The 14,098-nt window shown below is 65.4% G+C and carries 10 protein-coding genes and 4 tRNA genes; 11 read left to right on the forward strand and 3 right to left on the reverse strand.

The window, feature by feature from the left end; translation table 11 throughout:
* Positions 1–12: 12 nt before the first annotated feature.
* From WEB52_06040 to WEB52_06055, 4 genes are all read left to right on the forward strand, one after another.
* Entirely contained in the window at positions 13–606 is a 594-nt protein-coding gene (locus WEB52_06040) for an ATP-dependent Clp protease proteolytic subunit (GenBank protein ID MEX2225992.1), read from the forward strand.
* A gap of 218 nt (positions 607–824) precedes the next feature.
* Positions 825–2,141 carry an ATP-dependent Clp protease ATP-binding subunit ClpX gene (clpX, locus tag WEB52_06045; protein MEX2225993.1) on the forward strand — a complete coding sequence of 439 codons (1,317 nt, stop codon included), beginning with the start codon at positions 825–827 and terminating at the stop codon, positions 2,139–2,141.
* A gap of 111 nt (positions 2,142–2,252) precedes the next feature.
* Positions 2,253–3,140, forward strand: coding sequence for a radical SAM protein (locus tag WEB52_06050; protein ID MEX2225994.1), 888 nt, complete (start codon positions 2,253–2,255; stop codon positions 3,138–3,140).
* 954 nt (positions 3,141–4,094) lie between these two features.
* On the forward strand, positions 4,095–7,319 hold the full coding sequence (locus tag WEB52_06055; GenBank protein ID MEX2225995.1) for a tetratricopeptide repeat protein: 3,225 nt from the start codon (positions 4,095–4,097) through the stop codon (positions 7,317–7,319).
* Positions 7,320–7,326: 7 nt separating this feature from the next.
* Here the strand turns inward: WEB52_06055 and WEB52_06060 are convergent, their stop codons facing one another.
* Complete coding sequence (locus tag WEB52_06060) at positions 7,327–7,791, reverse strand: hypothetical protein (GenBank protein MEX2225996.1); 465 nt, start codon at positions 7,789–7,791, stop codon at positions 7,327–7,329.
* A gap of 118 nt (positions 7,792–7,909) precedes the next feature.
* Positions 7,910–8,224 (reverse strand): hypothetical protein, encoded by a 315-nt coding sequence (locus WEB52_06065; protein MEX2225997.1) that lies wholly within the window; start codon positions 8,222–8,224, stop codon positions 7,910–7,912.
* A 99-nt stretch (positions 8,225–8,323) separates the two neighbouring features.
* Between WEB52_06065 and WEB52_06070 the strand changes: the two genes are divergently transcribed.
* From WEB52_06070 to WEB52_06085, 4 genes are all read left to right on the forward strand, one after another.
* Complete coding sequence (locus WEB52_06070) at positions 8,324–8,782, forward strand: hypothetical protein (GenBank protein ID MEX2225998.1); 459 nt, start codon at positions 8,324–8,326, stop codon at positions 8,780–8,782.
* Between the two features lie 52 nt (positions 8,783–8,834).
* Positions 8,835–9,275, forward strand: a complete 441-nt coding sequence (locus WEB52_06075; protein MEX2225999.1) for a hypothetical protein — start codon at positions 8,835–8,837, stop codon at positions 9,273–9,275.
* A gap of 86 nt (positions 9,276–9,361) precedes the next feature.
* The gene (locus tag WEB52_06080) at positions 9,362–10,453 is read left to right on the forward strand and encodes a hypothetical protein (protein MEX2226000.1); all 1,092 of its coding nucleotides are present in this window, start codon (positions 9,362–9,364) and stop codon (positions 10,451–10,453) included.
* A gap of 173 nt (positions 10,454–10,626) precedes the next feature.
* Complete coding sequence (locus WEB52_06085; protein ID MEX2226001.1) at positions 10,627–13,440, forward strand: glycoside hydrolase family 3 N-terminal domain-containing protein; 2,814 nt, start codon at positions 10,627–10,629, stop codon at positions 13,438–13,440.
* 23 nt (positions 13,441–13,463) lie between these two features.
* Here WEB52_06085 and WEB52_06090 read toward each other — a convergent pair.
* A tRNA-Val gene (locus WEB52_06090) sits at positions 13,464–13,539 on the reverse strand.
* Between the two features lie 173 nt (positions 13,540–13,712).
* Between WEB52_06090 and WEB52_06095 the strand changes: the two genes are divergently transcribed.
* The 3 genes from WEB52_06095 (at position 13,713) to WEB52_06105 (ending at position 13,975) form a co-directional block, all read left to right on the forward strand.
* Positions 13,713–13,798 (forward strand) — tRNA-Leu (locus WEB52_06095).
* Between the two features lie 18 nt (positions 13,799–13,816).
* Positions 13,817–13,892: transfer RNA gene (locus WEB52_06100), tRNA-Arg, on the forward strand.
* A gap of 7 nt (positions 13,893–13,899) precedes the next feature.
* A tRNA-Met gene (locus WEB52_06105) sits at positions 13,900–13,975 on the forward strand.
* Positions 13,976–14,098: the final 123 nt, after the last annotated feature.

The raw sequence follows: 14,098 nt of genomic DNA on the forward strand, positions 1-14,098 counted from the left end.
AGAGAGGACAAGATCGTGATCATCCCATCCGTCATCGAAACCAGCGCCCGCGGCGAGCGCGCATTCGACATCTACTCGCTGCTGCTGCGCGAGCGCATCATCTTCCTGGGGACCGGCATCGACGACCAGGTCGCGAACCTGATCATCGCCCAACTGCTCTACCTGGAGCGCGAGGACCCCGACAAGGACATCAACCTGTACGTACACTCGCCGGGCGGACAGATCACGGCGGGCCTGGCGATCTACGACACGATGCAACTCGTCCGTCCCGACATCGCCACGTACGCGGTGGGGATGACGGCGAGCATGGGGACGGTGCTGTTGTGCTCCGGCACGCCCGGCAAGCGCTACTGCATGCCCAACGCGACGATCCACATGCACCAGGCGCTCGGTGGGGCGCGCGGCCAGGCCGCGGACATTGAGATCCAGGCGCGTGAGATCCTGCGCGAGAACGACATCATCCGGAGCATCCTGGTGAAGCACACCGGCCAGTCCGACGAGCGCATCCGGCGGGATTTCGACCGCGACTTCTACATGAACCCGGAACAGGCGAAAGAGTACGGAATGCTGGACGAAATCCTGTCGAAGCGGGAATCAGCGAGTTAGAGGGCTCTCCGTGGGCCAGGTTCGGTTATATAGGGGTTTGGCCATCGTTAAGGCCTAAAGAGGGACTCGCAGATTCCCGAAAACCGTTTTAGAGGCGCCGTTCGGCCCCGCAATCTCGGGAAGTCAAGCTGACAATTCGGCAGCGGGTGGCGTAGAATCGGCAGACCGGGGCGGCAGGACCCCTGTGGAGCCCCGCGACTGGCAGAGGAAATCGATTCATGGCCAACAGTCGGACGACGCGCGTTCAGTACCACTGCTCCTTCTGCGGCAAAAACCAGGATCAGGTCAAGCGCCTGATCGCCGGCCCGGGCGCGGTGTACATCTGCGACGAGTGCGTCGAACTCTGCCGCGAGATCATCGATGAAGAGGCCGCGGGGCCGTCCAAGACGAAGGTCACCGGACAGCGCGTGCCGCCGCCGAAGCAGATCTTCGATCACCTCAGCGAGTACGTCGTCGGCCAGGAGCAGGCCAAGAAGGTCCTCTCCGTCGCCGTCTACAACCACTACAAGCGCATCGGCGCCGTCGGCCCGAACCCGGACGGCGTCGAACTCGAGAAGAGCAACATCCTGCTCCTCGGCCCCACCGGCTCCGGCAAGACGCTTTTCGCCCGCACGCTGGCGAAGATCCTTGACGTGCCATTCACGATCGCCGACGCGACGGCCCTCACCGAGGCCGGGTACGTCGGTGAGGACGTCGAGAACATCCTGCTGCATCTCATCCAGGCTGCTGACTTCGATGTGCAGCGTGCCGAGCGGGGCATCGTCTACGTCGACGAGATTGACAAGATCGCGCGCAAGTCCGACAACCCGTCGATCACGCGCGACGTCTCCGGCGAGGGCGTGCAGCAGGCGCTGCTGAAAATCATCGAAGGCACGACGGCGAACGTGCCGCCGCAGGGCGGACGCAAGCACCCGCACCAGGACTTCATCCAGATCAACACGGCGAACATCTTGTTCATCTGCGGCGGCGCCTTCGAAGGCCTCGACAAGATCGCCGAGAGGCGGCTGGGCCGCGACAAGCGCTCGCTCGGCTTCGGTGCCGAGCTGCGGGCGCTCGACGGGCAGAAGAAGTCCGACGCGCTGCTGAAGCAGGTCACGCACGACGACCTGCTCCAGTACGGCCTGATCCCGGAGTTCGTCGGCCGCCTGCCGATGGTCGTCTCGCTCGACGCCCTCGATGCGGACGCGCTGTTGCGGATTCTCACCGAGCCGAAGAACGCGCTCGCCCGCCAGTTCCAGCGCTTCTTCTCGCTGGACAACGTCGAACTGCAGTTCACAGACGACGGCCTGCGCGCTGCCGCCGAGGAGGCGATCCTGCACAAGACGGGCGCCCGCGGCCTCCGCACCGTGCTCGAAGACACGCTCATGGAAGTGATGTACGAGATCCCGTCGCGGACCGACATCAAGAAGTGCATCGTCAGCGGCGACACGATCCGCAGCCGCAAGCGCCCCCTGCTGATGACCCGCTCCGGCCAGAGCGTCGAAGTCGACGACGTGGTCGAAGAGGGGGAAGACGTCAAAGACGTCTCTGCTTAGCTTCGGCGAACCTTGAACGCGATCGAGAGGCCCGTCGGGGCCTTGCTCGTTTCTGCTACGTTGACATAGGAACGGACGTTCTAAACGCTTTGAGCGGAGTACCATGCGGTCATGACGGGAGAACAGCTGGACCTATTCGCAGTCACGAAGCCGCCCGCTGAGCGCCCGACCGACCTCGGTCCCGCAGCAGTGACCTATGTTGACGCGAAGACCGTCCTTACGCCTGCGACGGGCTTCATGGAGAACTACGACTTCACGCTGAATCCATACAGCGGCTGTGGCTTCGGTTGCGAGTACTGTTACGCGCGGTTCTTCGCGCCTTCTGAGCATGAGCGAGATACCTGGGGCCAATGGGTGAAGGTGAAAGAAAACGCCATTGACGTCATCCGGCGAGCGGCACGGTCGAAGGGGAAGCACCCGCTCGCTCGCGGCTCGAAGATCTACATGTCCAGCGTCACCGATCCGTACCAGCCGATCGAGAAGCGGCTCAGACTCACGCGGCGGATCCTCGAAGTTCTCGTTGAGTTCCAGCCCCGTCTCACGGTTCAAACACGGAGCCCCATCGTGACGCGCGACATCGACCTGCTTTCGCGGTTCGAGCGCGTCCGCGTCAACATGACGATTCCGACTGACAATGAAGCAACCCGTCTGCGTTACGAACCTCACTGTCCGAGCATTGACGTGAGGTTCGAAGCCATCCGTGAGGTTCGCGACGCCGGAATTCCCATTGGAGTGTCAATCAGCCCCATGTTGCCTCTCCGAGATCCACGACGATTCGGGGAACGTCTAGCAACACTTGATGCAGCCGAATATGTCAGTCAGTTCATGAAGGGCAACAGGTCCCGCTTTCGGGCTGGCAGCACGATTGATGCGCTGAGGAAGATGCGGGAAGATCGATGGGATACAGACAATTATGATCGAGCCCGGGATTGCGTGCAGCATGCACTAGGCAGCCGGCCGTTACTCGAGAGCGAGGACGGGTACAGACCTGCAGAGTAACTGGCATGCGCTCTGTGGTGATCTCGATCTCTCCATCTCAGAAAGGACGAGATCGTTTCACACCAGACACTCGCCGGGGCCACAAGCCATTTCGCGTGCATATAACGAGCTTCGGCGCGATCTGCGATCACGAGAACCTGACTACCGCAGACCGGAGGTCGCGATCGCCTATTCGTTCGCTTACCTACCCCAAAGAACGCTCTCAATCATCGGATCACTACAAAAACTAAGCGAACTCGCTCATCTAGATGCGCCAATTCGGCGTGTACTTGATATCGGGTGCGGATCCGGCGCAACGAGTCTGGCGATTGAACTGCTCTCGATGCACGGCGACCGCCTATTCGCGAAGGACACTCCCGTCATCTTGTTAGGTATCGATCCTTCAAACGAAATGCTGGAATACGCGCAGCTGCTCAACACGCCTAGGCTCGCGAAGGTTCTGCGGCAAGGCGCTTGGCGCTCGCTATCGGAGCACACTCGAGATAGAGAAGGATACTTCGACCTCGTGGTGATGTCTGCCTGTCTTCCGTATGGATGCGATGAGCCATCCTCTCCGCAATTTTGGTCAGAATCGGCATGGTCTAGAGCAGCCAACGCCCTGGCGGCCGCTACTCACGCGGAGAGCGCCATGATTGCGATCCAGCCCTTCGCAAAGAAATCGCTGCTTGATTTGTCCGCGAGTTGGTTTTGCAGCGGGTCGCTGAGGAAGTTTGGATTGAACAGCTCGTCATTTCCTTCCTACATTCGGGCGCCCGTCACTTTGCCGAAGACGACAGCGCTGTTTAAGGCGCACTGCCCTCATTCCTGGTCGATTGACTCGTGGAATCCGACGCGGTCGGATGAGATTCGGCTCCTCCTACCCCGTTCGCGACGTTAGTCCTCGTGTCTCGCTCGAATCTCCGCGCTTTCTTCCTGATCTGAGCGGCATATAATCGCAGCCATGAGGGCTGCGCGATGAATCCCCGGCCGGGCGGCGTTTCCGTCGCGACGTCGAAGTTCGCCGTGCCGCGCCGCCGGCCCGATATCGTGCGGCGCTCGCGCCTCAACGCCTTCATCGATGCGGCGGTCGGCGCCAAAGGCATCCTGGTGGCGGCGCCGGCGGGCTACGGCAAGACGACGCTGATCACCGACTGGCTAGAGACCTCCGACCTCAGCATCGTCTGGCTGTCGCTCGATACGTGGGACGCCGATCTGCCTGCGTTCACCGGCGCGCTTGCGGAGGCGATCCGCCTGGGCCTCGGCATCGACGTCGCGCTCGGCGACGAGCGCTTCTGGCAGCCCCGCACCATCGGCACCGTCATCGTCAACGGCATCGCCGCTCACGACGACTATGTCGTGCTCGTGCTCGACGACGTGCACACCGTCGATGCGTCGGAAGACATCATGGCAACGCTCGGCTTCATCCTCGAACGGGCGCCGGAGAACCTGCACCTCGTCATGACGTCGCGCACGCGCCCGCCGATCCCGTCGTTGTCGCGGCTGATCGCCCGCCGCGATGTCGCCACAATCGGCGTTGCAGACCTGGCGTTCACGCCGCGCGAGATCCGCGAGTTGCTCGGCACGCTCGGTCGCGACGTGTCCGAAGACGAAGCCGATGCGTTGTACGAGCGCACCGAGGGATGGGCGGCCGCGCTGATCCTCGGCGCCGGCGGCGACCGGCGCCCGGGGCGGACGAACGTCGAAGGAGAGGAAGCGACGGGTGGCGCTGGCAGCATCGCGGGGCCAAACGTCGGCTTGTCGCTCGCTGACTACGCGCAGGGAGAAGCGCTGGAGGGCGTCCCCGACGACCTGCGCGCGTTCCTGCGCAAAATCTCGCTGCTGCCCGTATGGACGCCGGCGCTCTGCAACGATGTCACCGGCCGCAGCGACAGCGAACGCTTGCTGCGCGACGCCGCGTCGCGCGTGCTGTTCGTCTCGCAGCACGCCGACGATCCGCCGATGTACCGCTGCCACCAGCTCATGCGGTCGCTGCTGATGCAGCAGTTTCGCCGTGAGGACCCCGATGGCTACGCGACGGCCGGCCGTGCAGCCGCGGAGACGTTGTCGAACTTCGGGTTGCTGAACGAGGCCGTCGACCTGCTGTTTGAACTCGAAGCATGGGACGAGGCCGCGAAGATGCTGGAGGACGTCGCGCCCAGGCTCATCCAGCAGGGACAGGCGCGTGGCCTCGGCGAATGGATCGACCGCCTGCCGCCGGGCTCGCAGTCGTCCCGACCGCACCTGCAGTTGTGGCGCTCGCGCGCCGCACTCAAGCTCAAGGAGTTCGACGAAGCGCTGCGCATCATCGAGGATGCGATCCGGACGCTCCGCCCCGCGAACGAAACGCGGCGGCTGGTCCAGGCGCTCTTCGTGCGCGGCGAAGCGCAGCGCCTCAAAGGCTACTACGACGAGTCGCTCGCCGCGTTCCGCGAGGCACGCGCCCTCATCGAAACGAGCGACGAAGGCGATGTCCAACTCGCCGGTGACGCGCTGCGAAATATAGGCGTCGCGCATACGATCACCGGCGACCTCGACGCAGCGATCGGTGAGCTGGAAGAAGCGCGTAAGCTGTTCGAGCAGGCGGGCGACCTGCAGGGCATCGGCAACACGTGCGCTTCGCTGGCGCAGTGCTACAGCATGCGCGGCCAGCCGATGCTCGCGCTCGACGCGCTACAGCGCGCGCAATCCGCGTTCGAGCGCGCGGGCAACACGTTTGACCTCTGCCTGACGCTCAACAACACCGGCATGGTCTATTACACGCTCGGCGAGTACGAACAGGCGGTGCAGGTGTACGAGCGCGGCCTGCGCGTCGTGCGCGGCACGGGCAACGTGGCGTACGAGGCGTTCATGACGGCGGGCATGGCGGAGACGTATCGCGCCATGGGCCGGTTCGATGAGAGCCTGGCCGCCTACAACGCGGCGCAACCGCTCGTCGATGGATTGCAGATCGCGTACCTGGCGCAAGAGTTGAGCGAGGGTATGGCGTTGACGCGGCTGGGGCTCGGCCAGGGCGAAGACGCCGTGCAGATGCTGAAGCGCATCGCGCCCGGCGCATCGGACCCGCCGGCGCGCCTCGCGGCGCACGCGGTGACGGAAGCGCAGGTGCAACTCGAACGCGGCGATGCGGGAAGCGCGCTGAAATCCATCGACTTCGCGTGGCGTCACTTCGAATCGGTCGATGACCGGCACGATATGGCGATCGCGGCGTTCTTGCGCGCTCGCGCGCTGTTCGACAGCCATCAACCGCGGAAGGCGATGGCCGAATTGGGGCGCGTCGCCCGGCTCTGCGAGCGCCTCGGCTACAAGAAGTTTCTTCGGCCCCACGTCTCGCGGGCGCACGAGATGGTCGAATACGCGCTGGTGCGCCACGTCGAGGACGCGTTGCTTGCGGACCTCGTCGCGCCGCAAGCAACGCCCCGCCCGGACGACGAGCGGGCAGGGCGCCATGCCCCTGCTTCCGACATGTTGCCCGCTGTCCGCGCCTTCGCCTTCGGCCGCGGCAGCGTGCTCGTAGGCGAACGTCCGGTGTCCGACTTGGAGTGGCGGAGCGAGAAGAGCAAGGAGATGTTTTTCTTCCTGCTCACGAAGCAGGACTCCGTCGGCAAGGAGGAGATGTTCGCGGCCCTCTGGCCCGACCTGCCCGAGTCCAAGTGCAACAGCAACTTCCACTCCAGCCTCTATCGCCTCCGGCGAGCGCTGTTCCACGAGTGCGTCATTCGCGAGCCCGACGGGAGCTACGGCCTGAACCAGCGCGGCGTCTTCGAATCCGACGTCTCCGGCTTCAACAGGGCGATGCTGGCAGCCGACGTCGCGAAGGACGACGACGAAAGAATGGCGCGGCTCGAAGAAGCGGTCGCTCTCTACAAGGGGCCGTTTATGAGCGCGACCTACAGCGACTGGGTGGAGCCCGTGCGGCGCGAGCTGGAGGAACGCTATATCGAGGCGCTGAACGAGCTCGGCGCGCGAAAGCTCAAGGACGGCGCGTTCGAGGAAGGGCTGGTGCTGTTCAAGTCGCTTGAGTCCGTCGACCCGTATAGCGAGGCGGCGACGTTCGGCGTCATGCGGTGCCATCTCGGGCTCAACGACGGTCCGGCGGCCGCCCGCCAGTATCGCCGCTTCCGGCAGCTCCTCCGCGACGAACTTGAAGAAGAGCCGTCGGAACGGCTGCAGCAGCTCTACAAGGAGGCCTCGACTCGCTAGATCCCGGTCAGCTGGCCTTCGCGGCGACGGCGCGGGCGCTGTTCAGGGGCTTCGCGGCGCTCAGGCCCTTCGCACGGCGCTGCTTCTCCAGGTCGACCTCCGGGAACTCCGTGTGGAGACCCGCGCAGTAGACCCGCATCTGGGCGATCTTGTCGCCCTTGACCGTGCCCAAATAGACCTGGTGGAGGATGCGGGGCTGGTCGTCCGGCGGCGCCTTCCAGGTGACCTCGAGCTCCAGCAGGAAGGAATTGCGGCCGATCGCTGCTTCGCTCGAATGGAGGATCTGGTTAGTGACGCCGGGCGAGTACCAGACTTCGACGACCTTGGCGACCGTCGGGCCGTCGTTGGCGACCCAGTGGCCGGTCGGAGTCCAGGCCTGGAAGTCGACGCCCGGCGCGCACAGCCGCCCGACCGACGTGAATTTGCGGCCTTTGATGGCGTTCAGCAGTTGCGCGGAGACATTACTTGCCATAACCAGTGCCCTCGCTGGTCCGACCCGGCGGGTACCAAGAGCGTGTACGTCAGACCAAAATAGTATCGCAATCAGGCGATGTTGCGCGAGTGCGAGGTTCACGACCTAACCAGAGCGTCTAGGACAGGTGCTGAAGCCGTTTGAAGAGGCGCGTCTTGTTACGCTCCTGCGCTCGGAACACGCTCTGCCCCTCACGCGGGGGCGGAGTCTGCAAGCCAGCCAGCGCGCGATTGAGCGCATCCAGTTCGGACTGTGCGATTTTCACCGTGCGGCCATCGAAGTCGCGATCCCGGAGCGCCGGCAGGCCGGCGAGGTCGGTGCTCGCACGGGAGTACAAGCGGCGATAGTCCGACTGCCGTTCCTTACCGAGCGTCACTGCCACCTTCCCGGGCGGGAAGCGCACCGGCCTGCCTTCGATCGGGCGATGTTCCATGCCTGAGAGCTTAGAATATGCCCCGCGCGCGGGCAATCAGCGGCACACACGACATAACAGAGTGCATCGGAGGCACGCTCCGGCCGACAATCTCTGTGAATGGACGAGAGCTGGATCCTCATCGACCCTGACTCGGGCCTGCACGTCGGCTGGTATTTCTGGCTTCGCGTGCTGGACGAGGCGAACCGGTCGGCCCGCTACGGCCATCCGTTTGGCCTCGTGCTGCTCGAAGCCGAGCCGAAGCCCGGTGCCCCGGCGCGGACCATCGACGAAGCGACGTCGCGGGTACCGGCCGCCATTCGCGCGACCGACCTCGGCGGGCAGTTGGGTGCGGGGCGCGCGGGCGTCGTCCTGCCGCACCAGGACGCCGCCTCGGCAGAAGCGGCCACCGAACGCATCATCGATCGCCTTGCGCACGGGAACCCGGGCGGGGTGGTCTGGCACGCTCGTTTGCTCTGCTATCCGGGAGACGCCGCAGAGATCTCGAACTTGCTGACGGTCGGGTGGACCGAACGCCGAACGACCGATGGCCGTTCAAACGTCGAGCTTCCCGCCTGATCCCGAGTTCTTGATCCATCACCGGGGCCGATGATGGGAACAGGGGTTGGCCTTGGCTGAAGACTGGAAGGCCCGGATTCTTCACGCGCGCCAGACATCGGAACTGCGCCGCAGTAGCATCAACGTGCGCACGGAAATGGCGCAGGTCTTTCGTCGCATGATCCAGACCATCCTCGACCCTGCCTTCCGCGAGGTCGTCGAATTCGCGGCGGAGCAGGGCGTCACCTGCACGGTGGAGTCCGAACTGGGAGGCGTCCAACCACGGGCGATGTTTGTCATCCGCCCCTCGGGACGCTCGATCCGCTACGAGCTCGACCCAAGCGGCACGGTCGTCCGCGAGATCGAAGGGGTATATCACCGCCCGATGGGACAGCGGATGGTCTGGTACGACCCCTCCGAGCTTCAGCGCCAGCTTACCGCCGGGTATACGCGGGCCGCCGCGGCCGCCATCGTGCAGGACCACTTCCGGTCGATCGAGTCGGCTGCGCGCTAGCCTGAAGCCGATATGCGAGGGGCGCCAGCCGTCGTGCGGGGATCGCCTGATAGCCCCGCCCCGCGATGCGTACCGATACTCCGGACGTGTACACGGCCGAACACCCTCGAAGGTCAGAGCGGCTTCCCCGCATCGTGCTTGCCGGCGCCTACGTCGATGTGCTGGGCGCGCGGAGCGATGCCCTGTCGCGCGAACTGGCGCAGGTCGCCCATGTGCGCCACGTGGCGGGGCGCTCGATGCTTTCGGTCTACCGTGTGGCTGCCCGGGCGCTCTCGCGCGACGGCTTCGAAGCCGTGCATCTCCTCGATGCGCGACTGGCGCCCGTCGGCGCGATGCTCCGGGCGCGACAAGGGGTCCCGGTGAGTGCCACGGTAAACCCGGCTCGCGTCGCGGGCCGCGGCATTGGCTCGCACCTCGCGCGGCGTGCGCTGGACCGCCTGGACCAGGGATTTGCCAGTGACCACGGGACGGTGAGGTTCCTGCGCGAGCACGCCCGACGTTTGCCCGTCGTGCTGACGCCGGCGGGATCGGCGCCGCCGCAAGAACCGGCGCCGCGCAAGCTCTCGTCGATCAGCCGTCTGCTGCGCGACGTCGTGCCCGGACGGCCCGTCGTAGGCGTGCCGTGGACGGCGGATATCGATTACATGCGCTGGCACCGGGATGCCGTCGCGCCGCTGCTCACGGGTAACCCGCTCTGCCTGCTGCTCGGGGCGCCGAGTAGCCGCCAGGCGCGCCTCGTCTTCGGCGCAAATGGGGTGCAGGCCGACTACCGCGTGCACACGGGCGCGCTCGATGCGGAGACGCTGGCCGCCGCGGCGCGCTGCGTCGACGTCTTCGTCGTCGCCGGCGCGCCCGCGCGTCCGCAGATCGAGCCGGACATGCTGATGGCCATGGCGGCGAGCCGAGTGCCTCTCGTCGTGGGCGGCGGCCTGCGATCGAGCATCCTGCGGCACGAAGCGAACGCGTTCATCGCCACCGCGGGCGATCCGCTGAGCCTCGTCTCTACGTTGAACCAGGTCCTGGCGCTGCCGGCGATTCAGCGGCACTGCCTCGGCGAGCAGTTCGCGGATTACACGCTCCTGCAGCACACCTGGGAGCACGCCGCTTCGGTCTACGCCGAGCGCTTCGCGGTGATGGTTGGGCGGCCGCCGATCCCCGCCGACCTCCGCGCCGCCTGAACGTCCTGAAATCGACGGTAAACCTTTGCCCCGCGACCGGCGTTTGATCATGCACGCCGCGGTCTGTCATAGAGGCCCGTCAGGCCGCATAATCGTGTCCGGGCGCAGGGATGGAGTTGCCAGGGATGAGGGGTACCGCTCGAGCCGCTTCGCTCCGAACGGCGTGCGTCGCTGTGCTCCTGCTTGCCGCGCTCTTCGCCCCGCTTTCGGCAGGTCGCCCGTCGGCGGCACGAGCCGGCGAGCCTGACCCGGCGTTCCTCGATCGCGTCATCGCGTCGCTGACTATCGACGAGCGTGTCGGCCAGCTCGTCATGGTCAACTTCGTCGGCGATGACGTCTCATCTGAATCCGAGGTCGCGTCGCTGGTCGAGGACTTCAAAGTGGGGTCCGTCCTCGTCACCGCGAGCAACGGCAACGTCGTGAACCGCGACGACACGGCGGCGCAACTTGCCGATCTGACGAACGGCTTGCAGCAGCGGGCGCACGAAGCCAACGCCCGCCTCGACGCCGGGACGGAGTACTTCGTCCCGCTCTTCATCGCCACCGACAACGAGGGCGATCTGTTTCCGTTCACGAATGTGACGCACGACTTCACGTCGATCCCGAACAACATGACGATCGGCGCGACGTGGAAGAAGGAGCACGCGCAGACAACCGGCGAGATCGTCGGACGGGAGCTGTCCGCCGCCGGCATCAACATGCTTCTGGGGCCCGTCGTCGACGTGCTCGACAATCCGCGCGCCGGCGGCCGCGGCGACATCGGCATTCGGTCGTTCGGCGGCAATGCGACGTGGGTGGGCATGCTCGGACGCGCGTATGTCCGTGGCATCCACGATGGCAGCGCAGGGCGCATGATCGCCGTCGCGAAGCATTTCCCCGGCCACGGCGGCAGCGACCGCTCGACGGATAACGAAGTGCCAACGGTCATCAAGTCGCTGCCTCAGTTGCGCGCGTCGGAGCTTGCGCCGTTCGCGGAGTTGGTGCGCATCGACGACGACGATCCGGAGGGCGCCGTCGACGCGATGATGGTGTCGCACATCCGTTATCGCAATTTCCTCGAGGGCGGCGGCGGATCGTTCACGCCGCCGATCTCGCTGGACCGCGCCGCCTTCAACGGATTCATGGGGCTGCCGGAGTTCGCGTCGTGGCGTGAGGACCACCTGGTGATGGCCGATTCGCTCGGCGTGCCCGCCGTCAAGCAATGGTACGCGCGCGAGGAAGGGCAGCCCGCGTTTCCGAGCCGCACGGTCGTCCGCGACGCGCTGCTGGCGGGCAACGACCTGCTGCCGCTCATCGAGTTCTATGTTGACTCCGCGAACCGCGGCTGGTCGGAATACCAACTGCCGGTGATCCAGGACTCGATCATCTTCATGCGGGAACAGTACGCATCGGACCCGGAGTTTCGCCGTCGCGCCGATGATGCGCTCCGCCACGTGATCGCGGCGAAGATGCGGCTGTACCCCAGCCTGACGCTCGAAAGCGTGCTCGTCGATCCGGTGAACGCAACGGCCGTCGCCGGCGGCGGCGAAGAAGCGATGCAGGCACTGGCGGTTGACGCGTTGACGCTGATGCATCCATCGTCGGTCGAGGAACTGCAGGCGCGGCTGCCACGCGGCCCCGTCGCGCCGGACAAGGTGCTCATCGTCGAGTGCTGGAGCGACTGCTACCCGTACCGCGTGATGACGCAGTTGGCGCTCCAGGAGCAACTCCTGGCGATGTACGGCGCCGCGGGCAACGGACGCTTGCGCGACGAAGACGTCGGCACGATCAGTTTCGGCGACCTGGACGCATGGCTTGCCGCCCCCGACGATCCCGCCAACGCTTCGACGAGCACCGCGGTCGGTGACGCCCAATGGATCATTTTCGCGATCTCCGAGTACGTTCCGGATGCACGCCCGGCATCGGCCGCCGTGCGCCGCTTCCTGGACGACACACCGGTCGACCTGCGGAACAAGTACCTGATCGGGCTGGCGTTCAACGCGCCGTACTACCTCGACTCGACGGAGATCAGCAAGCTGTCCGCCTACTTTGCGGTGTACAGCAAAACGGCTCCGTCAATCGAGGCGGCGTTCAAAGCGCTGTTCGGCGATGCGATCCCCGGCGGCCAGCCGCCGGTCAACGTGAGCGGCATCTTCTACGATGTCGGCGACGCGACACAGCCCGACGCCGCGCAGCAGATCAACATTGCCGTCTTCGGCTACGACGCATCCGCAGTGCCGGACGAAGGCGCGCTCGGTCTGGTCGCCGGGCCGATCGTCGATCGCAACGGCAATCCCGTCATCGATGGCACGACGGTGTCGTTCACGCTCGCGAAGGACGATGCCGTGCCGCTGTCAGCGAGCGGACGCACGGTCGATGGTTTCGCGGGCGCGCAACTGGCGCTCGATGGTGGCGGCAGTTATGTCGCATCGGCGAGTGTTGCGGGCATCGTCACGTCGCCGCTCGCCATCACCGTCGTCGGTGATGGCGGCTCCGGCCCGGATCTCGATCCTTCGCCTATCGATGATGCGGGCGGCGACGGCATCAGCCCACTCGTCCTCGCGCTCGCCATCGGCGTGCCCTCGGGCGCAGCGATCGTCGCCGCGGGCGGCGCTGCCGGCGTGGTGCTCATGCGACGCCGCCGTCGCGAGGGCGCACCTGATGTCCCGTCGCCGGCCCTTGCGGCCGAACCCGTAGCAGAGGCGCCGCGCGCCGTGCTGCGCGTCGAAGGCGATACGCGTCGCGTCTACGTGAAGGGCGCCGAAGCGAAACCGCCGCTGTCCAACGAACAATTCCGGTTGTTGCACTACCTCTACGAACGCTCGGGCAAGGTGATCTCGCGCGAGGAACTCATCGCGCACGTCTGGCCCGACGATCACGCGGAAGGCGTGTCCGAGGAGGCGCTGGATGCGCTCGTGCGACGCGTGCGGGAGCGCATCGCGCAGGCTGGCGGCGAGCGCACGTACATCGTGACGCTGCGTGGGCAGGGATTCCGGCTGGAGATATGATCGTCTCGCTCAGACGGCGGAAGTGGTGGGCGATACAGGACTTGAACCTGTGACCTCTTCCGTGTGAAGGAAGCGCTCTTCCAGCTGAGCTAATCGCCCGTGGGGCAACGCATTCTAACAATGGCCATGATCGCCCTCAACTAGCTGCAGGCGCATACTCGCTTGTCGCGCGATCCGGTCGATTGTTACAATTCGTCGGCCTTTCGTGTTGGGCTCCGGCGCCTCCGCAGGGCGTCCGCGAGTCCGCTGCCATGCGCGCGAGGTGCAAACACGCCGAGGTGGCGGAACGGCAGACGCGCTACGTTCAGGGCGTAGTGTCCGCAAGGGCGTGCGGGTTCAAATCCCGCCCTCGGCACCAGTACAACTGCATATGCACGCGCTTGTAGCTCAGTGGATAGAGCGCTACCCTGCGGAGGTAGAGGCCGTGGGTTCGAGTCCCGCCAAGCGCGCCATTCATCCGGCAGCGTAGCTCAGGGGTTAGAGCAACCGGCTCATAATCGGTAGGTCGTTGGTTCGAATCCAACCGCTGCTACCATACGACGCATCAGAGAGCGGCCATCACGGTCGCTCTTGTCGATCCTCGCGAACTTCCCACAATCCCGGACCGCTGACCGCTGACCGCTGACCGCTGACCGCTGACCGCTGACCGCTGACCGCT

Source organism: Dehalococcoidia bacterium, assembly GCA_040902535.1.
Lineage (GTDB): Bacteria > Chloroflexota > Dehalococcoidia > DSTF01 > JACRBR01 > JBBDXD01.

What these genes read in the sequence shown, in the direction of transcription:
- clpX (MEX2225993.1), top strand. Translation starts at nt 825, where the DNA reads ATGGCCAACAGTCGGACGACGCGCGTTCAGTACCACTGCTCCTTCTGC.
- WEB52_06050 (MEX2225994.1), top strand. Translation starts at nt 2,253, where the DNA reads ATGACGGGAGAACAGCTGGACCTATTCGCAGTCACGAAGCCGCCCGCT.
- WEB52_06055 (MEX2225995.1), top strand. Translation starts at nt 4,095, where the DNA reads ATGAATCCCCGGCCGGGCGGCGTTTCCGTCGCGACGTCGAAGTTCGCC.
- WEB52_06060 (MEX2225996.1), bottom strand. Translation starts at nt 7,791, where the DNA reads ATGGCAAGTAATGTCTCCGCGCAACTGCTGAACGCCATCAAAGGCCGC.
- WEB52_06065 (MEX2225997.1), bottom strand. Translation starts at nt 8,224, where the DNA reads ATGGAACATCGCCCGATCGAAGGCAGGCCGGTGCGCTTCCCGCCCGGG.
- WEB52_06070 (MEX2225998.1), top strand. Translation starts at nt 8,324, where the DNA reads ATGGACGAGAGCTGGATCCTCATCGACCCTGACTCGGGCCTGCACGTC.